We start from the raw sequence: 22275 nt of genomic DNA on the forward strand, positions 1-22275 counted from the left end.
CGATGTGTTTCTGCTCCATGTAGAACTCGAACGACCAGTCGCCGCCGTCGCGGCCGATGCCGCTGGACTTAACGCCCCCGAAGGGGGTCGGCAGGTGGCGGACGTTTTCGGAATTCACCCAGATCATTCCGGCCTCAAGCTGGTTGGTGAAGCGCAGGGCGCGGGTGAGGTCATTGGTCCAGACGTATCCAGTGAGGCCGTACTGGGTACCATTTGCCAACGTCAGAGCCTCATCTTCGTCCTTGAAGCGGATGGCGGTGAGGACCGGGCCGAAGATTTCCTCCTGCGCGATGGTCATATCGTTGGTGGCATTGGTGAACAGCGTCGGGCGGACGAACCAGCCCTGATCGCCTGCGCGGGTGCCGCCGGCCGCAATGGTGGCGCCGTCCTGTTTGGCGGTCTCGAAGTAGGATGTGACCTTTTCGAAATGCACCTTGTGGATCAGCGGGCCAACTTCGGTGGCCGGGTCCAGCGGGTGGCCGACCTTGATGCTGTTGACGCGCTTGATGAGCTTGGCCTCGAAGTCCTCCGCGATGCTCTCCTGCACCAAGAGGCGCGAGGAGGACGTGCAGCGCTCGCCGTTCAGCGAATAGATCATGAAGATCGCGGCATCGAGCGCACGGTCTAGCTCGGCGTCGTCGAAGACCACCACCGGGTTCTTGCCGCCCAGTTCGAAATGCACGCGTTTCAGGGTGCCGGCGCCCTGTTTCATGATCATCGAGCCGGTTTTGCTTTCGCCGACAAAGGCGATGGCCTTGATGTCCTTGTGTTCGGTGAGGGCCATGCCTGCCTCCTCGCCAAAACCGTTCACCAGGTTCCATACACCCGGCGGAAGGCCTGCCTCATGGGCGATTTCGGCCAGGATGCGGGCGGTGAGGGGGGAGAACTCGGCGGGTTTGTGGACCACGGTGCAGCCCGCCGCCAGGGCGGGGGCGATCTTCCAGGTCGACAGCATGAAGGGCGTGTTCCAGGGGGTGATAACCCCGACCGGGCCGATCGGCACCCGGGTGGTCACGTTCATCAGCGTCGGCGATTGCAGCTGCTGGCCGTCGCGGGCGGAGGTGGCCTTGTCCGCGAAGAAGCGGAAGTTCTCGGCACCGCGCAGCGCCGCCTTGGACATGAAGCGCAGGGCCTGCCCGGTGTCCCAGCATTCGCACAGTGCGATTTCTTCGGCACGTTCGACGATCAGATCGGCGATGCGGTGCAGGATTTTCTTGCGCTCCAAGGCAGGCATGTCGCGCCATGCGGGGAAGGCCGCCTTGGCAGCCAGGGCGGCCGCGTTGATGTCCTCTGTTCCGCCCTTGGCGACGGAGCAGATCACGCTTTCATCCACTGGCGAGGATGTCTCAAACGTGGCGCCGGAGGCAGCGGGACGGCTTTCGCCGCCGATCAGGTTCAGTATGCCGTCCGTGCGGAAGCGGGCCAGGTGGCGGTTCAGCTTTTCGGTGTTGGTGGCCAGGTCGCTCATGACGGGTCCGCCTTTTGCATGTGGTCGCGGATGGTGCCGCATTTCGGGGAAAGCTCCGGGTCTATGTCGCGCATCTCAAGCGAGAGTGCGATGGAGTGCTCCTGCAGGGCCGGCTCCAGGAAAGACTGGGCTGCCTGGAACACGGCCTGGGCGGCGTGTTTGCGGGTGTCCAGGTCACGGCCCGCGCGCAGCCGGATGGAAATGTCGATGTATCCGTGCTGCGGATCGCCGTCGGCAATGGAGGCATGGCTGGCCGCAAAAGCACGCACCCGGATGCCCGCCAGCGGGAACACGCCGGTGGCCGCAGCGGCCTGGCGCAGGCACCGGCAGAGCGCAGCAATATCGGTGCGGTCCTCCATGTTTGGGGAGTAGTCCAGCGTGATATGCGGCATCTCCAGCGTCCTCCTGAATTGCTTAACATGTTTAGCAAAAGGGCGGCGGCCGGTCAAGCAGAAGAAATCCAAGCAGCAATTGCGTTTAGCCTGAAGCGGGGTGATACTCGGGTATGACCAAGATGATGCCGGCCACCGACCGTTCGCTGCCAATTGCTCTGCTCCGGGCGCGGGAACGTGTTATGGGTCCGATCCGGGCACTGCTGAGCGGTGCCGGTCTGACCGAGCAGCAGTGGCGGGTGCTGCGGGTGGTGCAGGAGGACGGCCCGATTGACCCGACCCAGATTGCCGACAAGGCCTGCCTGCTGCTGCCAAGCCTGACGCGAATCCTGCAAAAGCTGGAGGAAAAGCAGCTGATTAGCCGCCAGCGCGACAAGGAGGACCGCCGCCGCCAGGTGGTGCGGATTGCGCCTGCCGGCGAGAAGGTGATTGCCGACAACATTGAGGCGAGTCTGGAGCTGATGAACCGGACCCGGGCCAAGATGGGGGCGGACCGGTATGAGGCGCTTTTGGACCTGCTCAACGAACTGGATCAGATCGACCTGACGGAGTGAGTCGTTTCTGCCGCATTTGGCGCGGATGCCGGGGCAGGTGACGCAAACCGGGCTTCGTTGCTTGTACCGGCTATTTCACAGTGGCAGATGATTTTTTCCATTAAAATCGGTAAATTGACTGAGAAACACTGCGGCGGACGTTACGGAGAGGCTGCCGCACCTGCATTGGCAAATTGCCGCTGGTGACGCAAATGGCGCGGCCGGTGTCCGAAATCGCTCTGTGAAGACTGGCGTTTCTCAACAACTGTTATGGGGACAGTTGATGAGGACATCATGCGGTACTCCGGCCTGAAAGTGATCAAGGAGGCCCTGACGGGCCATAAGGGATGGCGCCCGACCTGGCGCGATCCGGAACCCAAGAAAAGCTACGATGTGGTGATCATCGGCGGTGGCGGGCACGGGCTGGCGACGGCCTATTACCTGGCCAAGAACCATGGCATCACCAATGTCGCGGTGATCGAGAAGGGCTGGATCGGCGGCGGCAATGTCGGCCGCAACACCACCATCATCCGCTCCAACTACCTGCTGGACGGCAACGAGCCGTTCTACGAGCTGTCGCTGAAGCTGTGGGAAGGGCTGGAGCAGGACTTCAACTACAACGCCATGGTCAGCCAGCGCGGCATTCTGAACCTGGTGCATACGGACGCGCAGCGCGATGCGGCGAGGCGCCGGGGCAACGCGATGATCCTGAACGGATCGGACGCGGAGCTGCTGGACACCGAGGGCGTGCGGGCGATGTACCCGTTCCTGAACTTCAACGACGCGCGCTTCCCGATCAAGGGCGGGCTGCTGCATCGCCGCGGCGGCACCGTGCGCCATGATGCGGTGGCCTGGGGCTATGCCCGCGGCGCCGACCTGCGCGGGGTGGACATCATCCAGAACTGCGAAGTCACTGGCTTCCGGATCGAGAACGGCAAGTGCCTGGGCGTGGAAACCACCAAGGGCTTTATCGGTGCGAACAAGGTGGCGAGCTGCGTGGCCGGCTCCTCCAGCCGGGTGATGGAGAAGGCGGGGATGCGCCTGCCGATCGAGAGCCATGTGCTGCAGGCGTTTGTGTCTGAGGGGCTGAAGCCGGTACTGGACGGTGTTGTCACCTTTGGCGCGGGCCACTTCTATGTCAGCCAGTCGGACAAGGGCGGGCTGGTCTTTGGCGGCGATCTGGACATGTACAATTCCTATGCGCAGCGCGGCAACCTGCCGGTCGTCGAGGACGTGATGGAAGGCGGCATGGCACTGATCCCAGCGCTGGGCCGGGTGCGGATGCTGCGCAGCTGGGGCGGCATCATGGACATGTCGATGGACGGCTCCCCCTTCATCGACAGGACCCATATCGACGGCCTCTATTTCAACGGCGGCTGGTGCTACGGCGGGTTCAAGGCGACGCCTGCCTCGGGCTGGTGCTACGCGCATCTGCTGGCGACCGATACCCCGCACAAGGTGGCCGCGGCCTACCGGCTCGACCGGTTCCGGCGCGGCTGCATGATCGACGAAAAGGGCCAGGGCGCCCAGCCGAACCTGCACTGAGGAAAGGACAGCAGCGATGATTATCAACCATCCGATCCTCGGGCCGCGGGATTCACAGGAGTTCACCTATCTGGGTGATGCAGCCTTGATCGACCGCCCCGACTGGCAGGCCGAAAATGCGGCGGATCAGTTCCACGACTACCTGTATCTGCGCGACAACCCGGCGGGCGAACACCGCGAGCTGTGGTTCCATGAGCAGGGCGACCGGTCCTGGCTGGTGGTGACCCGCAATACCGTGACTCATGAAATCCTGAATGTCGAACTGGCCCGTGATGTGGCCCGGGCAAGGGGGCGCAGCAAATGACTGACGCAGTGATGAATGCCGGAACCGTTGCCTTCCAGGCCGACGGCAGCACGGGCGCCCGCAAGGGCGTGCAGGTCAACCGCCTGGATGGCGGGCTGATTAAGGGCAGCAAGGCGCTGAGCTTCACCTTTGACGGCAAGCGTTACAAGGGGTTTGAGGGCGATACGCTGGCCTCGGCCCTGCTGGCAAACGGCGTGCGGCTGATGGGCCGTTCGTTCAAGTACCACCGTCCGCGGGGGGTGCTGACCTCCGGCTCCGAGGAGCCCAACGCGCTGGTCGAGCTGCGCAGCGGCGGGCGGCAGGAGCCGAACACCCGCGCCACCGTGGCGGAGCTGTATGAGGGGCTGGAGGCGAACTCGCAGAACCGCTGGCCGTCGCTGCAGCACGACTTCATGGCGATCAACGACCGGTTCTCGAATTTCCTGACCGCCGGTTTCTACTACAAGACCTTCATGTGGCCGGCAGCGTTCTGGGAGAAACTGTACGAACCCATCATCCGCAAGGCGGCGGGTCTGGGCAGCATCAGCTTTGAGGCCGATCCGGATGCCTATGACAAGGGTTTCCTGCATTGCGACCTGCTGGTGATCGGCGCTGGCCCCACCGGCCTGATGGCGGCGCTGACGGCTGGCCGGGCCGGGGCGCAAGTGATCCTTGCCGATGAGGACTTCCTGCTGGGCGGGCGCCTCAATGCCGAGACCTTTGGCATCGGCGATCTGACCGGTGCGGCCTGGGTTGCGCAGGTGCAGGCAGAGCTGGCCGCAATGCCGAACGTGCGCGTAATGCCGCGCACCACCATCATCGGCGCGTTTGACCACGGTATCTATGGCGCGGTGGAGCGTGTGTCTGACCACGTGCTGGCGCCGGAAGCGGGCAAGCCGCGGCAGATCCTGTGGCGGATCTATTCCAAGCGGGCAATGCTGGCGGCGGGCGCGACTGAGCGGCCCATCGCGTTTGAGAACAACGACCGTCCCGGCGTGATGCTGGCCGGTGCCGTGCGGGCCTATGCCAACCGCTGGGCGGTGACGCCGGATCAGACCGTTGCGGTCTTCACCAACAACGACGATGGCCACCGCACCGCGGCGGACCTGATCGCCAAGGGTGTGAAGGTGACCGCGGTGATCGACACCCGCGCCGACGCGCCCAAGGTTGAAGGTGCCGAGCTGTTTGCCGGCGCTCAGGTGATCGACACCAAAGGCCGGCTGGGGCTGGAGTGGGCGCGGGTGCGTCTGGCCAATGGCAGCACCCGCGACGTGCCTTGCGGGGCGCTGGCGGTGTCCGGCGGCTGGAACCCGAACGTGCATCTGACCTGCCACCAGCGCGGCCGTCCGGCCTGGCGCGAAGACATTGCTGCCTTTGTTCCGGCAGGCGAGCTGCCGCAGAACATGTCCGTGGCCGGTGCTGCCAATGGCGATTTCTCCACCGCTGCCGCGCTGCGGGCGGGTGCCGAGGGCGCGGTGGCCGCGCTGTCGCAGCTGGGGGTCGAGGCCAAGGCGGGCGATCTGCCCGAGGCCGAGGATGCGCCGGTCAACGTGAGCCCCTTCTGGTACGTGAAGGAAGGCAAGGGCCGCGCCTGGCTGGATCAGCAGAACGACGTCACCGTCAAGGACGTGAAGCTGGCGCACCAGGAGAACTTCCGCTCTGTCGAGCACCTGAAGCGCTACACCACTCTTGGCATGGCGACAGATCAGGGCAAGACCTCCAACATGGGCGGCCTGGCGATCATGGCGGAGCTGGCGGGTAAGCAGATCCCCGAGGTCGGCACCACCATGTTCCGCCCGCCCTATACGCCGGTGTCCTTTGGCGTGATGGCTGGCCGGTCTGTCGGCGAGGAATTCCGCCCCACCCGCAAGACCCCCAGCCACAAGTGGGCTGAGGAGCAGGGCGCGGTGTTTGTCGAGGTGGGCCAATGGCTGCGGGCGCAGTGGTTCCCCAAGGCAGGCGAAACCCATTGGCGCCAGTCGGTGGACCGCGAGGTGCTGCAGACCCGCAACTCGGTTGGCGTCTGCGACGTGACCACGCTGGGCAAGATCGACGTGCAGGGCAAGGATGCGGCCGAGTTCCTGAACAAGATGTACGCCAATGCCTTTGCCAAGCTGCCGGTGGGCAAGGTCCGCTATGGCCTCATGCTGCGCGAGGATGGCATTGCCTATGACGACGGCACCGCGGCGCGCTTTGCCGAGGATCATTTCGTGGTGACCACCACCACCGCCAACGCAGTTCTGGTCTACCGCAACATGGAATTTGCGCGCCAGTGCCTGTTCCCTGACATGGATGTGCAGCTGATCTCGACCACCGAGGCCTGGGCACAGTTCGCGGTGGCGGGTCCGAATGCCCGCAAGCTGCTGCAAAAGGTCGTGGACCCCGAGTTCGACATCTCGAACGAGGCGTTCCCCTTCATGGCCTGCGGTGAGATCACCGTCGCGGGCGGCTGCCGGGCGCGGCTGTTCAGGATCTCCTTCTCGGGCGAGCTGGCCTATGAGATCGCGGTTCCGACCCGCTATGGCGATGCGATGATCCGCAAGCTGATGGAGGCGGGCGAGGAGTTCGGCGCTGTTCCTTATGGCACCGAGGCGCTGGGCGTCATGCGGATCGAGAAGGGCCATGCCGCGGGCAATGAGCTGAACGGCACCACCTCGGCGCTGAACCTTGGCATGGGCAAGATGGTCAGCAAAAAGAAGGACTGCATCGGGAACGTGCTGAGCGAGCGCGAAGGCATGAACCAGGACGATGCGCTGAAACTGGTTGGTTTCAAGCCGGTGAATGCCGCCGACCCGGTGCAGGCCGGGGCGCATCTGATGAACGCCGATGGCGAGGTCAGCGCCGCCACCGATCAGGGATACATCACCTCAGCTGCCTATTCGCCGGTGCTGGGATGCTCGATCGGGATCGGGTTTCTGAAAAGCGGCGATGTGCGCAAGGGTGAGGTGATCCGCGCGGTCAACCCGCTGGAAGGCAAGGAAACCCAAGTCGAAGTTGTCAGCGCGCATTTTGTGGATCCGGAAGGGGAGCGTCTCCGTGGGTAAGTTCGATAATCATGGTCTGAAGGCCATTTCCCCGCTGGGCGGGCATGAGCCGCAGGTGGACGCCTTCACCGGTCTGCTGATCCGTGAAGTCACTGACCGGGCGCTGGCCTCGCTGGGCGCGCGTCAAGGGCAGGAGGAGGCAATGAAGTCCGCCGCTGAAGGGTTCCTGGGCGGCGCTCTGCCTGAGCCTGCCAGCTGGAATGAGACCGGCGTCTTCTCTGCCTGGTGGATGGGGCCGGACCTTTGGATGGTGTCTGCGCCGCATGACAGTCACGAGCTGATGGCGGGCGAGCTGAAAGAAGCGGTCGGCGAGGCCGGTTCCGTGGTGGAGCAGACTGACGGCTGGTGCCGTTTCGACATGGAGGGCCCGCGCTGCTTTGACGTGCTGGAGCGGCTGTGCAACGCCAATGTCCGCGCGGGCAAGGCGGGCGACGCCACCCGGACTTCGATGGAGCATCTGGGCGTTTTCCTGCTGTGCCAGACACCGGGGCAGGGGTATTCGATCATCGGCCCGCGGTCGTCAGCCGGGTCGCTTCATCACGCGCTGGTTGCAGCGGCGAAATCGGTTATCTGAGAGAGAAGCGAGCGAAGAGAAACAGCGCCCGGCCAGCAGGCCGGGCGTTTTGCTTTTGGCAATCGGAGCAGGTCAAAGGAATTGCCTGGCCTGCGCGGAAAGGGCGGATGCCTCCGGCGGGGATATTTTTGGCAAGAGGAAAGCATGAGGAAAGGCAGCCGCGGACATTCCAGCGGCTGCCAAAGGTTTATAAGAAGGGGCGGCGGGGTCAGACCGAGGGGATCGGGCGGTTGTCCTGGACCCGGAACAGGTTCACCTTGCGGCGTTCCTCCTGCGGGGTGACACCGAAGCTCTCGCGGTAGTGCTGCGACAGGGTGGAGGAGGTGGCGTATCCCACCGCATTGGCGATCGAGGTGATCGAGTCGCGGGAGTACATCACCAGCTGCCGCGCCGCGTTCATCCGCAGGGTGCGGTAATAGATGGCCGGGCTTTGGCCGGTGGCGGATTTGAAGCTGCGCTCCAGCTGGCGCGGGGACACCCCGATCTGGCTGGCTGCATCGCGGATCGACACCGGGTGTTCCAAGTTGTCGGCAAAGAGCTCGACGGCCTTGGCCACCGGCGGCGGAAGGCTGTCGGCGGTGCTGTCGGTTTTGAAGGCCGGGATCTTCTGGCGCACGCCCTCGGCCCGCACCATCGGGTGCTGGAACCAGCAGGCAACCTCGGTCATCACCGCGTCGCCCAGGGTCTGTTCGATGAGTTTCAGCGAGAGGTCGAACATCGCCGCGGCGCCGCTGGCGGTGAAACGGCGGCGGTCGAGGACAATCACGTCGTCGACAGTGGCAAGCGACGGGAACTCGGCGGTGAAGGCGGCCTTGTAGCACCAGTGCACCGAGCAGCTGTGCCCGTCCAGCAAGCCGGAGCGGGCCAGCGGAAAAACCCCGCCGGAGACGGCGCCCATCTTGGTGCCGTGGCGGGCCAGGTGGCGCAGCTTGCCGTTGGAGGCCTTGGGGTCGTCAAATTTGCCTTGCGGGCCGGACAGCAGGAACAGGGTGTCGATGTCCTCAGTCTGGTCGAGGGAACAGTCGGGCTGGAAGGCCACGTTGGCGGAGGCGTTCACGCTGGCGCCGGTCTCGGAGATCAGTTTCCATCGGAAGGTTTCGGTGCCGGCAATTTCGTTTGCCGCCCGCAGGGGTTCGATGGCCGAAGTCAGGCAGGCCATTGGAAAGCCGGGGAAAATCAGGAAGCCGAGAGTCATGGTGTTGTCGCGCTGCATGGGGTTGATATTAGCTTGCGAAAGGGGATTCGCACAGCAGCGAAAGGGTGCCCGCGCCGTACAGGAAGGGGAAAACGGCGCGGGCGGATCTGCTTAGTTTTGCAGATACGATTCCAGCGAGTCGTCCAGCGCGTCTTTCCACGGGGTGTGGTGCACGGGCGCCATGGTGCCGGTAATGACCGATTTGTAGGAGTTGTTGCGGAAGGCCATGATGTCCTTGGCCTTGTGCCCCTTCCATTCATAGAAGGCCTGGCAGGCGCCGGCCACGTCGAAGGTCGGGTAGTCAGTCTCTTCGATCAGCTCCAGCACATAGTCGCCCTGGTACTTGATCGCGTATTTGACGTCGTCAGAGGCTTCTTCGCGCTCTTCGCGCTCCTTCACGTCGGCCAGCAGGGTTTCCTTGTCCGCCGGAATCTCGATCTTGCCCATGATCGCGTCGCGGACCCACCAGGCCTGGGCGTCGAACATGTTGAAGGTGAACCACTGATCCTGCATGCCCAGATAGAACATCTTGGGGTTATGCACATAGACCACGCCTTTATAGAGGTCGGCGGCGGCCAGGCGGTTGGCGGTCTTCAGGCGCAGATCGTCCGGCAGGAAGTTGAAGTAGTGCTTGTAGCCGGTGCAGAGGATGATCGCGTCGATCTCTTTCTGGGTGCCGTCGACGAAGGTGGCGGTGTTGCCGCTGACGGATTCCAGCGCCGGTTTTTCTTCCCAGTTGTCCGGCCATTTGAAGCCCATCGGCGCCGAGCGGTAGGAGGAGGTGATGGACTTGCAGCCGTACTTCCAGCACTGCGAGCCGATGTCTTCGGCGGAGTAGGAGGCGCCGAGGATCAGAATGTCCTTGTCCTTGAACTCGCGGGCGTCGCGGAAGTCGTGGGCATGCAGCACGCGGCCGTTGAAGGTGTCGAACCCGGGGTAGAACGGCACGTTCGGGGTCGAGAAATGGCCGGAGGCGCAGATTACGTGGTCAAAGTCTTCCTTGTAGGTGCTGTCCTTGGTGTGGTCATGCACGGTGACAGTGAAGTTGCCCTGGTCCTCATTGTATTCGACCCAGCGGATGGCAGAGTTGAAGCGGATCCACTTGCGCACGTCGGCCTTTTTCACCCGGCCTTCGATGTAGTCGAACAGAACGGCGCGCGGCGGGTAGGAGGCGATTTGCTTGCCGAAGTGCTCCTCAAAGGAATAGTCGGCAAATTCGAGGCCTTCCTTGGGGCCGTTTGACCACAGGTAGCGGTACATCGAGCAGTGCACCGGCTCGCCGTTCTCATCCAGCCCGGTGCGCCAGGTGTAGTTCCACAGGCCGCCCCAGTTGTCCTGCTTTTCAAAGCAGACGATCTCCGGAATCTCTTCGCCCTTGTTGGCGGCGGACTGGAATGCGCGCAGCTGGGCCAGGCCGGAGGGGCCGGCGCCGATGATGGCAATTCGCTTCTTGGTCATGTGGCTCTCCCATTGGTATAGACCAATATGTCTGTTTGGTTCTTTTGGTCTGATCCAATAAGGTCCAAAATTGCACCGCCGAGTCAACATATTTTCACGGAAGGAATATGATTTTTCCCGGATTGGACTGGCGGGGCAGAGAATTATTGTTAGGATTCAGGCCATGAAGACGACGAGTTTTGCGCACCAGCTGGCCGCCCGCGCGGCGCTGCCCCGGCTGTCGGTGGGGATGACAGAATCAGTGAATATCGGCTTTCTGGGCCCGCTTTCGGGCCGGGTCGAAAGCTGGGGGCTGCCCGGATTGAACGGCTGCCGGATCTGGGAGGACGGTCTGAACAAGGCCGGCGGGCTGCTGATTGGCGGCCGCCGCTATCCGATCCGCATCCACTCCTATGACTGCGGTCATGACCCCGAACGCTCGCTCGAGGGGGCGGTGGAGCTGGTGCAGAAGCATAACGTCAAGCTGATGCTGATGCTGGGCGGGGACACTTTTGCGCCGGTGCGTGATTTCCTGATGCGCAACAAGGTGCTGACATCGACGTTGCTGCCGACCGACCTGTCGCCGGACACGCCCTATCTGATCGCGCCGAGCGAGGCGCATCCGATTCAGAACGTAACCGGGGTGGCTTGGCTGGCGGAAAACCGGCCGGAGCTGAAAACCGTGGCCCTGTGCAGCCAGGCCGATCTGCTGGGGCTTCCTGCGCAGGCGGTCTATAGGGCGGCGTTCAAGGCGGCGGACAAGCAGATCCTGCGGGAAGTGCAGTATGATCCGGGCGCCAGCGACCCGGCGCCAGTGGTGGATCCGATGCTGGAAAGCGGCGCCGATATCCTGTGCTGGTGCTCGTCTTACGCGCCGATGGTGCATGCGATGACGGAATATGCCTATGCCAAGGGCTTCAAGGGGCAGATCATCAGCTGCACCATGGATGGCTATGACCAGCTGGTGGAGAAGACCTCAGTTGAATTCATGGAAGGGGTGGTGTTCCAGTTCCCGGACTTCGACGACCCGATGCTGCGGGAAAAGGCGTTTTTCTTCAACCGCCCGCATGTGTTCTTTGAGGAGTACAACCGCCGCTTCCCGGGCAGCTGGTCGGCGGTGAGCTGGGAGTATGTGGCGATCCTCGACATCTGGCACAGCGCGGTGGAGAAGGCGGGCTCGGTCGAGCCGCCATCGGTGCTGGCGGCGATGAAACAGCTGGGGCATGTCACCCACGCTTTTGGCCATGCGGAATGGTGGGGCGAGGATATCTTTGGAATTTCCAATGCCTTGGTCGGCGATTGGCCGGTGGTTACCATTCAGGACGGCAAGGCGCGGATTGCTGCGTTCAGGTCGATCCCCGGCTGGCTGGCCGAGCATTCCAACCTGCTGAAGACAGAGATGGCGGCGCTGGGTCAGCTGTGGCACCAGCGTCTGGAAAGCGGCGCGCCGGGCAGCCAGGTCGGGTCACGCGCCGTGCAAGGCTGACCGCGCACAGGGCTTGGGCGGGCTCAGATCTCCTGCAGCAGCAGTTTCTGCTCGTCGATCAGGTGCAGCTTGATGAATTCCACCGCAGATTCCACATCGCGTGAGGCGATGGCGTTGAACAGCGTGTTATAGCGTTTCTGATAGTCCTGAATGCGCTGCGGCGTCAGGTGGCGGCGGCGCAGGGCGGTGCGGTAGGACAGGCGGCAGGCTTCGATCGTCAGTTCGTAGCAGGAATGCAGCAGCGGGTTGCCGCTGCCCTCGGCGATCTTGCGGTACAGATCCTCTTCCGCTTCGATGAACTCACCCGGATCGGTGCGCACTGCTTCGACGCGGGACAGAATCTGGTCCAGCTCCTCGATCTGGCGCGGAGTCATGTTGATCACCGCCAGACGGATCAGTTCCGGCTCCAGAATGCCGCGCACCACCAGGTGGTCGAGCGGCGACACTTCCTTGGCCAGCGAGGAATAGGAAGCCTCGGGCTTGGGGTCGGAGCGGAATTTGACAAAGCTGCCGGAACCGGGGCGGCGGTGGATCACGTTCTGGCTGGCCAGAACATCCAGCGCCTCGCGCACGGTATTGCGGGCCACCCCCAGTTCCGAGGCCAGCGTCCGTTCGGACGGCAGGCGGGTGTCGACCGGGTAGGTGCCTGCCTTGATGCGGGCAAACAGCGTGTCGATCACCACCTGCACGGTGGCGCCTACCGAATGCGTGGTCAGGATTTGCGAGGTTGTCTCTTCCGCTGAGCTCATATCTGTTTTCCGGGCCGGACGAGCGGGAGAATCCCCTGCTCCTGATCACTGTGCCAAGGGTGCAAATACCGGTTTTGCCGGCCGGTGCGCAACCGTCTGACACAGCTGTGAGTTGCCGTCAGCCTAGCGGTTCCTGCGCCGGACGGCAAGAAATCAGGCAAAATTGGTTCTGAAATTGGTTTCCGGTCAGGATTCTGAAGGTAAGCCGTAAGGTCATGTTTTGATGCCGTTTTTGACATCAATTTTGCCGCAAATTAGTGCCTTTGGTACTATTTTGGTGCCTTTTTGGTGCGCAAAGTGAAAGAAAATTTCTTGGAGGTGAACCATCTCGCTGCTAGCCTTGGTCCAGGATGGGTCCAATTTACGCAAACTGGTTCAGTGATGTTTAGCTGGCATCGGGGTCCCGCGATACAAAGCCCGTCCCGCAGAACACACCGCCGCAAAAAACAGGCGGGTCCAACATGGGAGAAGAAGATGATTTCCAAGATCGTGAAATCGGGGCTGACCCGGCGGACGTTCCTCAAGTCGACGGCGGTCACCGCGATGAGCGCCGGCCTGCCGGGCGCGTCGCTGGCGGCGGGCAATACCATCAAGATCGGTTTCCTGGCGCCGCTGACCGGCGCGGTGGCGGCCTGGGGCAAACCGGGGCTGGACGGCTGCCAGATCTGGGCCGAGCGGGTCAATGCCGCAGGCGGCATCAAGCTGGGTGACGGCAGCTACAACGTCGAATTCGTCTCCTATGACAATGAATACGATCCGGCGAAGGCGCGCACCGGCGCCACCAAGCTGATCCGCGAGGACGGCGTCAGCTTCATCATGATGCTGGGCGGCGATACCTGGCCCGGTGTGCAGCCGGTCGCCGACAAGACGGGGATGCTGTTTTCCACCCTGCTGCCGTCGGACCTGTCGCCGGATACCAATACGCTGATTGCGCCGGCCGAGGTGCATCCGATCTACAACGTGACTGGGGTGGAGTGGCTGGCCGAGAACAGGCCGGAGCTGAAAACCGCGGTGATGTGCGCGCAGGACGACGCGCTGGGTCTGCCCTCGGTCGCGACGTACCTGGCAGCGTTTGAGGCGGCGGGCATCGAGATGCTGGACGAACCGCTGCTGTTTGACCCGGCCACCACCGACTTTGCCCCGGTGGTGACCCGGCTGATCAGCAAGAACCCGGATATTGTTTGCCTCGACACCTGCTACAGCGACTATGTGCATCCGATTGCCGAGCAGCTGTTCCAGCAGGGGTTCAAGGGGCAGATCATTTCCTGCACCGCGGATTTCTATGACCAGATGATCGCCAAGACCTCGGAAGAGTTCATGGAGGGCTTTGTCTTCCAGTTCCCGGACTTCGACGATCCGGCGTTGAATGGCGACAACATCAACTTCACCGACCCGAACGGGTTTTATGCCGAGTTCAACAGGCGACACCCTGGCCAGTGGGGCGCGGTGAGCTGGGAATATGCCTCGATCATGGATCTGTGGAAGGCAGCGGCGGAAAAGGCCGGATCGGCCAGCCCGGATGCGGTGGCGGCCGCAATGAAAGAGGGCAAAGGCAAACATGCCTTTGGCGACGCGGACTGGTGGGGCACTGAGCTGTTTGGCATCGACAACGCGCTGGTCGGCGACTGGCCGGTGGTGGCGATTGAAAAGGGCAAAGCCCGGATCAAGGAGTTCCGCTCCATCCCCGACTGGTACGCCAGGCATGGCGATCTGCTGGTCAAGCATATGAAGGCTTATGACCAGATGTGGGATCAGCGCAGCTGACCTGCAAGCCGGGCCATCAGGCGGTGCGGGACCTGTCCCCGCACCGCAAGAGCCACTGAGAAAAGAGACAATCCGATGCTGGACCTTTTGGCGCAGACCGGCCTCAACGCCGTGTATGCTGCGAGCTATATTTCCCTTGTTGCTGTGGGGCTTGTGCTGATTTTTGGCGTCATGGGCGTGATCAATTTTGCCCATGGTGAACTGTTCATGGCGGGCGCCTATGCGATTGTGGCGCTCTATGCCGGTCTGAACGTGCCGTTCTTTCTGGCTGTGGCGGTCGGCCTGCTGTTTGTGGGCTGCTTGGGCCTGCTGATGGAAAGGGCACTGTTCCGTCCCTTAAAGGATAATCCCTTGGGCGGGCTGGTCGCGTCGATCGGGTTTCTGATGATCCTGCAGGCGCTGGCGGTGATGGGGTTCGGTGTGCGGATGGTGCATATCCCGCCGGTCACGCAGGAGGTCATTGCCTTCAGTGACAAGGTGCGGCTGCCGGTGGCGCGGCTTTACGTGATCATCGCCGCCGTGGTGCTGCTGTCGGCGCTTTGGTACTTCCTGAAGCGCACCAGGTTCGGCTGGGCGTTGCGGGCCTCTGCGCAGGATCCGGAAGCAGCCGCCTTGCAGGGGATTTCAATCACCCAGACCGCGCGCATCGCCATGTTCATCGGAGCAGGGCTGGCGGGGATTGCCGGCGCACTGACGGCACCGCTGGTCTCGGTCAACCCGCATATGGGGCATTCGGTGATCGTCACCGCGTTCATTGTCATAATCGTCGGCGGGGTCGGCTCATTGGAGGGCGCCATCGTGGCCTCGGTCGCCTATGCGCTGGTGCATACCTTTGTGACCACGTTCTGGGACGGTGTCCTGGCCGACATCGTGGGTCTGTCGCTGATGCTGGTGGTACTGATCGTCAAGCCGACCGGGTTGTTTGGGAGTGCGGACCGTGCCTAAGTTCCTGATCTGGATCGCGGCCATTGCCGCGCTGATTGCCCTGCCGCATGGCCTCAGCTTCTCGCAGCAGGAAATCCTGGTGTTTTTGACCATCAACGTGCTGCTGGTGGCCAGCTACCGGCTGCTGACGCTGACCGGTGAATGGTCGCTGGCGCATGTGGTGATCATGGGGGTGGGGGCCTATTCCTCGGCGCTTCTGACCAAGAAGCTGGGGGTTTATGTGCCGGTTTCGATGCTGCTGGGCGGGGTGGTTGCGGCGCTGATCGCGGTCCTGCTGTCCTTCCCGCTGTTCCGGATGAAGGGGTTTTACTTCCTGATAGGATCGTTTGCCGCCGGTGAAATCATCCGCCTGCTGTGGAAGCGGTTCCGGGACCCCTTTGGCGGTGCCAAGGGGATCAAGGGGATCGACCCGATGCCGGATTTCTCCATCGGCTTCTACCAGTTCGATTTCTTTGAGCCGACGTCCTACTACTACTTCGCCGGTGTCATCGTCGCCTTCTGCCTGTGGATCCTGTGGCGGATCGAGAAGTCGCCAGTCGGTCTTACCTTCCATGCGGTGCATTGGCAGGACAAGCTGGCGCAGGCCTCGGGTGTGAATGTGCGGGCCTACCGGACACTGGCCTTTGCCATCGCCTCGGGCTTTGCCGGCATCTCGGGCGCGCTGCTGGCGCACTATGTGGGCACCATCAATCCCAACGCCTTCGACATTGACTTGATGGTCTTCGTGCTGACCTGGGCGATTGTCGGCGGCACCGCCACCTTCTATGGCCCGATCCTGGGCTGCGTGGTGCTGACGGTGCTGAATGAGATCGTTCTGCGGGAGCTTGGGCTCGAGCAGATGCGGCCGCTGGTCTATGGCGCCATCATGATCCTGTCGATCCTGTTCCTGCCCAACGGGCTGGAAAGCATCGTGCAGAAACTCACCAAAAGACGCGCTGCGAACAGCGCGCCGGAACGGAGCCCGGCAGAATGACCGATTTTCTGGAAGTCAAAGACCTGACCATGCGGTTTGGCGGCCTGACGGCGGTGGATAGCCTGTCGTTCAAGGTGGCGCATGGATCGATCCACGGTCTGATTGGGCCCAACGGGGCAGGCAAGACTACGACGTTCAACATGATCTCAGGCTTTTACAAGCCGACCGAGGGGCAGGTTCTGCTGCGCGGCGAGGATATCTCCGGCCTGCAGATGCACGAGGTGGCCCGGCGCGGGGTGGTGCGGACCTTCCAGCACTCGACGCTGTTTGCCGAGCTGACTGTTTTGGAAAACGCGCTGGTCGGCACCCATATGCCATTCCGCCCCAATATCTTTGCCGCAATCATCGGCTGGGACAAGGAAGACCGCAGCGGCGCCGAGGCGCGGGCCAAGGAGGCGCTGGAGTTCTTCGGCCTCGATCATGTGATGCAGGAACGCGCCGGGGATCTGTCCCACGGGCACCAGCGGGCGCTGGGCATGGCGGTGGCCTATGCCAGCCATCCGGACGTGATCCTGCTGGACGAGCCCTTTACCGGCATGAACCCGGAAGAGACCCGGCAAATGATGGACCTGATGGAGCGGCTCAAGGCCGACGGGATCACCATCCTGATCGTGGAGCATGACATGCAGGCGATCATGGGGCTGTGCGACACCATCACCTGCATGAGCTTTGGCAAGTTCCTGGCTGAAGGCGGCCCGCAGGATATCCGCAACCATCCGGCGGTGATCGAAGCCTATCTGGGAGGGGCGCGCCATGTTGCTTGAGATGAAGAACATCGCCGTGAATTACGGCAAGATCAACGCGATCCGGAACATCTCGGTTGCGGTGCCGGAGGGCAAGATCGTCACCATCATCGGCGGCAACGGTGCTGGCAAGACCACTACGCTGCGGGCGATGTCCGGGATGCTGCCGATCACCGCCGGTGAGATCACTTTTGAGGGCAAGCGGATCGACCATCTGCCCGCGCACAAGGTTGTGGCCAATGGCATCGCCCATGTGCCGGAGGGGCGGCGGATCTTTCCGGACATGACAGTGGAGGAGAACCTGCGGACCGGGGCATTTCTGCGCAAGGACGCTGATGCAGTGGAAGAGGATCTGGAAGATGTCTTCACGCGCTTTCCGCGGCTGCGCGAGCGGCGCACCCAGATGGCCAAGACCATGTCGGGCGGCGAGCAGCAGATGCTGGCCATCGGACGTGCGCTAATGTCCAAGCCGCGGCTCCTGCTGATGGATGAGCCCTCGATGGGGCTGGCACCGGTGATCGTCGAGGAAATCGCTCAGATCGTTGAAGAAATCAACACCAACGGGCTGTCGGTGGTGCTGGTCGAGCAAAACGCCGAACTGGCGCTGGAGCTGGCCGATTACGCCTATGTTCTGGAAACCGGAAATGCAGCAATGGAGGGTCCTGCAGATGAGCTTCACGGGAACGAACACGTCCGCGCCGCGTATCTGGGGCTTTAGGCCGGACGCGGAGATGCGGGTGGCGCGCGAGGCAGGCTGGTCGCGTGCAGATCTGGCCTGGGAGCGGCTGATGGAGCGGGCGCTGACGGAGGCCGGCGGTGGGCGCGGGCGTCAGGCAATGCGTCTGTTCCGGCTGGCGGATATTCTGGCGCGGGCGGCGTTTCCAGCCGCGGATCTGCGCCGGGCCGCGGCACCCGCCAATCTGGCGGTGCTGCACTTCCGGCGCGGCGCGCGTGGGGAGGCGGAGCAGTTGCAGGCCCGCGCCCTGCGCATCTGGGCCGGAGCGGCAGCGCAGGTAGAGGAGATGCAGATCGCGCCCCGCAGCCGGTCTTCGCTGTTTCATCTGCGGATGGAAGCGCTGCACCGCGATACGTTTCACGCCAATCTGAAAACCCGGGTCGGCTTGATTGCGGTCGAAACCGGTGAGACGTTGCGCAACCTGACCTCTGGCAGGGCGGCACTGCACCGGCACGCCAGCCGCTGGCGCGGGGAAAAGCCCACAGTGTTTGACGGCACCCGCAAGGTCTTGGGGGCCTGCCTGCTGCTGCTGGACGCGTAAACCGGCATGTTTTGCGGAGACGCGGTGGAACCCGGGCTGGCTGGCCCGGGTTTTCTGCTTGCACCTTTGCGGGCCGGTGCTGCGGGGCAACTAATTTCTTTCCCTAGGCGGTAGGGGGTTGGGAAAAAATGGTAATGGCAGTAAAATAATTTTCGCGTGGTTTCTTGCGCTTTGAAAAGTTTTTGCGTATCGCGCCGCTGCGCGCTTGTCAGAGGCCGTCAATAAGGAAGATAACACAGTGGCTAAACCTAAAGACGATACCGACGCAGTGGCAAATAACCTTTCTCAAGATCCGCATCGTGTCCGAGAGGGCTCGGAAAAAGTCCTGGAAGTGGCGATCGGCCGCGAAGTGCGGTCGTTCCGGCGGCAGCAGGGTATCACGGTGGCGGATCTGGCCAATCTGACCGGCCTGTCGATCGGGATGCTGTCGAAGATCGAGAACGGCAACACCTCGCCGTCGCTGACCACGCTGCAGCTGCTGGCAAATGCGCTGAGCGTGCCGATCACTTCCTTCTTCCGCCGCTTTGAGGAGACCCGCGAGGCGGTGCACACCAAGTCGGGCGCGGGGGTGGAGACCGAGCGGGCCGGGACGCGGGCCGGGCATCAGTATCAGCTGCTGGGCCATCTTGGCGCCAATGCCTCGGGCGTGATGGTTGAGCCCTACATGATCACGCTGACCGAGGAGTCGGATGTCTTCCCGACCTTCCAGCATGACGGTATCGAGATGCTGTATATGCTGGAAGGTGAGGTGGATTACCGGCACGGCGACAAGGTGTTTCCGCTGAAGCCCGGCGATACGCTGTTTTTCGACGCCGATGCGCCGCATGGACCGGAGAGCCTGGTCAAACTGCCGGCACGCTACCTGTCGATCATTTCCTACCCGCAATCGAGCTGAGGCGCGGCGGGGCGCTCCCGCCTGCTTCGCGGCATCTGAAGATGCCTCTGCACAGTTGGGCCTGGCGCCGCGCGACGCGCGGCGCGGTTGCGTTCTGCGGCAAGCCTTGCGGGTGCCGCCCGCAGCGCGCAAAGCGCGCTGCCTGGCCCAACGCCGCGCAGGGGGCAGGCGCAGCCTGCCGTCTGAAGCGGGGGCGGGAGGGCTGCGTTCTGCCTCTGCAAAAAAGAAACTGCCGGAGCCAGGGGCAACGGCAGTCAGTGAGGCGGGCCTTAGTGACAGGGGGTAGGGACGGCCCGCCAGGTCCGCTCGGGATCAATCGTCGTCGGGCCAGATACCGTCCGAGGTCGGGCTGCCATCGTCATACTGCGAGAGCCATTCCACCATCAGCGGGCGGTTGTCGATGAAGCCCTTGTAGGTCGCCAGCTCCTCCGGCAGGTCGCGGATCACCCGGTGCAGGCGGCGGGCCCATTTCGGCACTGTTACCAGATCGTTGAAGCTGATCAGGTAGCAGCGGATCGGGAACACCAGCGCGTTGGAGCGCGGCAGGCGGAAGAAGGTCTGCAGCTCGACCCGCAGGTGCTGTTTCTCGCCGATGTTGTCCATCGTCAGCCCCTGCTTCATCACACCCCATTTGTGGTAGTTCTCGGGGCTCGTGTCGAGCAGCGGGTTGACTGTCATCGTCCAGTTCAGGCGGCGCGCGGGCTGGCCCTGCTGGATGTTCAAGAGGAACTTCAGCGCCCGCACGAAGATGCCCATCTCATGCGCCTTCGGCACCGGAGCGTGCCATTCAAAGAAATTCATGCCGATGTCGAAGTCCAGCGACCAGTCGGCCTGGGTGGTGACCATGCCGGCGTCCATCCACAGGTTGTCGTCGCGCTGATCCAGCACCGCAAAGTCGCCCTGGGTCTGGCGGGTGATGTATTCCATCGGACCGTAGGGAAGGGTGCTTTCATCCAGGAAGGTGAAAGTGTCGTCTATGCCCAGCGGCTTGTTGATCCAGCGCCAGCGGTTGCCGTCCTTGTGCAGCTCAAACAAGTCCGGGTATTCGGCCGCCTTGGCCTCCATGATCAGCTCGACCAGATCCCAGCCTGCCAGCGTCATATGCGGCAGCGACTGGCAGCGCAGGGGGTCATTGGCCAGCACCCGGGAGCGGTCCTTCATTTCCGAGACGTAGTGCTCGTCCACGTCGAAGGTGCGCTCAAATACCGAACCGGGCCGGTAGGATTTGTGCGGCTCCATGTTGACTGAGTACATGTAGCTGTCTTCGTGGAACGGGAAGGGGAAGCGTTTGATTGCCCAGTCCGAGTTCTTGAAGGTGAAGTCGCCGTAGAAGGTTTCGTCGTTGAATTGGATAGTCATTTTTCTTTCCTCAGCGATCCAGAACCAGGGTCTTGCCTTCAAAGCGCGACACGCAGGGCATGATGTGCTTGCCGCCGGCCTTTTGCTCGTCGGTCAGCCAGTGGTCGTAGTGCAGGAATTTGCCGTCATAGCCGATGACACTGGTCTCGCACTGACCGCAAGCGCCGCCGCGGCAGAGGTAGGGGGCGTCGATGCCGGCTGCCTCCAGTGCTTCCAGCAGAGACTGATGCTCGCCGACCTGAACCACCTTGTTCGACACGGCGCATTTGACCTCGAACGGTTTGCCGGAGGCGGGGGCGAGGAATTCCTCGGAATGCACGGCCTCGCGCGGCCAGCCCATTTCCTCTGCGGTGCCATGCACCCATTCGATCATGCCCTTGGGGCCGCAGACATAGACATGGGTGCCCAGAGGCTGGTTGGCGAGCAGGGTCTTGAGGTCGATCGCCTCTTTCTGGTCGTCATGGTAGACGTGCACCTTGCCCGGGTAGCGCTCGGACAGCTCCTTGGCGTAGGTGCCAAGCGAGGCGGTGCGGACCGCGTAGTGCAGCTCGAAGTTCCCGCCCATCATGGTCAGCTGATGCATCTGTGCCATGAAGGGGGTGATGCCAATGCCGCCTGCCAGCATCAGGTGCTTGCCTGCCCGCAGGTCCAGCGAGAACAGATTGACCGGGTTGGAGATCACCATCTCCATGCCCTCTTTGACCTTGCTGTGCATGAATTTGGAGCCGCCGCGGCCCTGGTCGTCGCGGCGCACCGAGATGGTATAGGCGCCGCGGTCGGCCGGATTGGACATCAGCGAATAGGCGTTCAGGCGGGTGATATCGCCGTCCTGCATCTCGACCACGGTATGGGCGCCGCCTGAGAAGGTCGGCAGGTCGCCGCCGCCGGTGCGGACGAATTTGAACCGGGTGACCAGGTCGTTGATCGGTTTGACCTCGGCCACGGTGACATTCAGTTTTGCGGTGCCAGCACTCATTTGAACAGCTCCACTTTCTCGGGGATGTTGCCCGGGTCTTCGGCATCCACCCGCACGCCCTGGAAGGCGGCGAGGCGGCGCGAATAGTGATCGCGCACGAACAGGCTGAGGCCGCAGTGGCTGCATTCGAAGGGATCGGTGGTGACGTCTTCCGTGATGCCCTTGCAGTGCACGCATTGCATGCGGCGTGCGGTGGAGCCGCGGTGCTCGGTCTGAATCGCGGTGTGCGGAATACCTGCCGCGGCGGCTTCCGCTGCGGCCTGGCCCATCAGGCTTTCGGTGCCGGTCAGGTACACCTGGGTGCCCATGTGGCAGTCTAGCAGGGCGCGGCGGATGCGGCCTTGCGCAGCCTCATAGGAGGGGCCTGCGTAGTATTGGCCAGCGCCCAGCTCTTCCAGCTGGCTGCTGTATTTGGTGCCGGTATTCTTGGGGATGTAAATGATGTGGGCCTTGGCCCAGAAGTCCTTGTCCGCGGATTTCGCCAGATCAAGGATCGCCTCGGCGCCTTCGGCATCGGCGATCATCAGGTGGCCGCTGCCAGCGCGGGCCTCAAGCTCGCCGTATACCGGGCGGCTGGTGATTGAAGGGGGGAATTCGGTCTTAGACATGTGGGTCGCTTTTCCTGCAGTCCGGGTGA

At 62.9% G+C, this 22275-nt stretch carries 21 protein-coding genes; 13 read left to right on the plus strand and 8 right to left on the minus strand.

Features of this window, described 5'->3' with window-relative positions; translation table 11 throughout:
- On the minus strand, window positions 1-1468 hold a 1468-nt coding region (hpaE, locus tag AC4HIX_RS19655), incomplete at its 3' end, for a 5-carboxymethyl-2-hydroxymuconate semialdehyde dehydrogenase (protein ID WP_490400236.1).
- Window positions 1465-1860 carry a 5-carboxymethyl-2-hydroxymuconate Delta-isomerase gene (locus AC4HIX_RS19660; RefSeq protein ID WP_490400237.1) on the minus strand — a complete coding sequence of 132 codons (396 nt, stop codon included), beginning with the start codon at window positions 1858-1860 and terminating at the stop codon, window positions 1465-1467. The genes AC4HIX_RS19660 and hpaE, both read right to left, overlap by 4 nt.
- 113 nt (window positions 1861-1973) lie before the next feature.
- Between AC4HIX_RS19660 and hpaR the strand changes: the two genes are divergently transcribed.
- The 5 genes from hpaR (at window position 1974) to AC4HIX_RS19685 (ending at window position 7839) form a co-directional block, all read left to right on the plus strand.
- On the plus strand, window positions 1974-2414 hold the full coding sequence (hpaR, locus tag AC4HIX_RS19665; protein ID WP_490400238.1) for a homoprotocatechuate degradation operon regulator HpaR: 441 nt from the start codon (window positions 1974-1976) through the stop codon (window positions 2412-2414).
- A gap of 273 nt (window positions 2415-2687) precedes the next feature.
- On the plus strand, window positions 2688-3938 hold the full coding sequence (locus AC4HIX_RS19670; protein ID WP_490400239.1) for a sarcosine oxidase subunit beta family protein: 1251 nt from the start codon (window positions 2688-2690) through the stop codon (window positions 3936-3938).
- A gap of 16 nt (window positions 3939-3954) precedes the next feature.
- Complete coding sequence (locus tag AC4HIX_RS19675) at window positions 3955-4242, plus strand: sarcosine oxidase subunit delta (protein WP_222504639.1); 288 nt, start codon at window positions 3955-3957, stop codon at window positions 4240-4242.
- An 11-nt stretch (window positions 4243-4253) separates the two neighbouring features.
- Window positions 4254-7265: a sarcosine oxidase subunit alpha family protein gene (locus AC4HIX_RS19680; RefSeq protein WP_490400255.1), complete on the plus strand. Its 3012-nt coding sequence runs from the start codon at window positions 4254-4256 to the stop codon at window positions 7263-7265.
- Complete coding sequence (locus tag AC4HIX_RS19685; RefSeq protein ID WP_490400240.1) at window positions 7258-7839, plus strand: sarcosine oxidase subunit gamma; 582 nt, start codon at window positions 7258-7260, stop codon at window positions 7837-7839. Before AC4HIX_RS19680 ends, AC4HIX_RS19685 begins: the two co-directional genes overlap by 8 nt.
- Window positions 7840-8047: 208 nt before the next feature.
- Here AC4HIX_RS19685 and AC4HIX_RS19690 read toward each other — a convergent pair whose 3' ends face one another.
- On the minus strand, window positions 8048-9052 hold the full coding sequence (locus tag AC4HIX_RS19690; RefSeq protein WP_475047924.1) for a GlxA family transcriptional regulator: 1005 nt from the start codon (window positions 9050-9052) through the stop codon (window positions 8048-8050).
- A 93-nt stretch (window positions 9053-9145) separates the two neighbouring features.
- Window positions 9146-10492: a trimethylamine monooxygenase gene (locus AC4HIX_RS19695; protein ID WP_490400241.1), complete on the minus strand. Its 1347-nt coding sequence runs from the start codon at window positions 10490-10492 to the stop codon at window positions 9146-9148.
- Between the two features lie 163 nt (window positions 10493-10655).
- Here AC4HIX_RS19695 and AC4HIX_RS19700 point away from each other — a divergent pair, with 163 nt between their 5' ends.
- Complete coding sequence (locus AC4HIX_RS19700; protein ID WP_490400242.1) at window positions 10656-11957, plus strand: ABC transporter substrate-binding protein; 1302 nt, start codon at window positions 10656-10658, stop codon at window positions 11955-11957.
- Window positions 11958-11980: 23 nt separating this feature from the next.
- Here the strand turns inward: AC4HIX_RS19700 and AC4HIX_RS19705 are convergent, their stop codons facing one another.
- On the minus strand, window positions 11981-12706 hold the full coding sequence (locus AC4HIX_RS19705) for a FadR/GntR family transcriptional regulator (RefSeq protein ID WP_490400243.1): 726 nt from the start codon (window positions 12704-12706) through the stop codon (window positions 11981-11983).
- A gap of 474 nt (window positions 12707-13180) precedes the next feature.
- Between AC4HIX_RS19705 and AC4HIX_RS19710 the strand changes: the two genes are divergently transcribed.
- From AC4HIX_RS19710 to AC4HIX_RS19740, 7 genes are all read left to right on the plus strand, one after another.
- The gene (locus tag AC4HIX_RS19710) at window positions 13181-14470 is read left to right on the plus strand and encodes an ABC transporter substrate-binding protein (RefSeq protein ID WP_490400244.1); all 1290 of its coding nucleotides are present in this window, start codon (window positions 13181-13183) and stop codon (window positions 14468-14470) included.
- Window positions 14471-14545: 75 nt separating this feature from the next.
- Window positions 14546-15415: a branched-chain amino acid ABC transporter permease gene (locus tag AC4HIX_RS19715; protein ID WP_490400245.1), complete on the plus strand. Its 870-nt coding sequence runs from the start codon at window positions 14546-14548 to the stop codon at window positions 15413-15415.
- The gene (locus AC4HIX_RS19720) at window positions 15408-16388 is read left to right on the plus strand and encodes a branched-chain amino acid ABC transporter permease (protein WP_490400246.1); all 981 of its coding nucleotides are present in this window, start codon (window positions 15408-15410) and stop codon (window positions 16386-16388) included. The genes AC4HIX_RS19715 and AC4HIX_RS19720 overlap by 8 nt, the downstream gene beginning before the upstream one ends.
- Entirely contained in the window at window positions 16385-17152 is a 768-nt protein-coding gene (locus tag AC4HIX_RS19725; protein ID WP_490400247.1) for an ABC transporter ATP-binding protein, read from the plus strand. The genes AC4HIX_RS19720 and AC4HIX_RS19725 overlap by 4 nt, the downstream gene beginning before the upstream one ends.
- On the plus strand, window positions 17142-17849 hold the full coding sequence (locus AC4HIX_RS19730; protein ID WP_490400248.1) for an ABC transporter ATP-binding protein: 708 nt from the start codon (window positions 17142-17144) through the stop codon (window positions 17847-17849). Before AC4HIX_RS19725 ends, AC4HIX_RS19730 begins: the two co-directional genes overlap by 11 nt.
- Window positions 17800-18408, plus strand: a complete 609-nt coding sequence (locus AC4HIX_RS19735) for a tetratricopeptide repeat protein (RefSeq protein ID WP_490400249.1) — start codon at window positions 17800-17802, stop codon at window positions 18406-18408. The genes AC4HIX_RS19730 and AC4HIX_RS19735 overlap by 50 nt, the downstream gene beginning before the upstream one ends.
- 238 nt (window positions 18409-18646) lie before the next feature.
- Entirely contained in the window at window positions 18647-19303 is a 657-nt protein-coding gene (locus tag AC4HIX_RS19740) for a helix-turn-helix domain-containing protein (protein WP_421055335.1), read from the plus strand.
- Between the two features lie 312 nt (window positions 19304-19615).
- On the opposite strand, the gene AC4HIX_RS19745 is transcribed toward AC4HIX_RS19740, so the two are convergent.
- From AC4HIX_RS19745 to AC4HIX_RS19755, 3 genes are read right to left on the minus strand one after another with little or no spacing between them, the layout of a single operon-like run.
- Window positions 19616-20662, minus strand: a complete 1047-nt coding sequence (locus AC4HIX_RS19745) for a heme-dependent oxidative N-demethylase family protein (RefSeq protein ID WP_490400250.1) — start codon at window positions 20660-20662, stop codon at window positions 19616-19618.
- Between the two features lie 10 nt (window positions 20663-20672).
- Window positions 20673-21638, minus strand: a complete 966-nt coding sequence (locus AC4HIX_RS19750; protein WP_490400251.1) for a PDR/VanB family oxidoreductase — start codon at window positions 21636-21638, stop codon at window positions 20673-20675.
- On the minus strand, window positions 21635-22246 hold the full coding sequence (locus AC4HIX_RS19755) for a dimethylamine monooxygenase subunit DmmA family protein (protein ID WP_475047896.1): 612 nt from the start codon (window positions 22244-22246) through the stop codon (window positions 21635-21637). The genes AC4HIX_RS19750 and AC4HIX_RS19755 overlap by 4 nt, the downstream gene beginning before the upstream one ends.
- Window positions 22247-22275: the final 29 nt, after the last annotated feature.

The sequence above is a fragment of the Leisingera sp. genome (genome assembly GCF_982940295.1).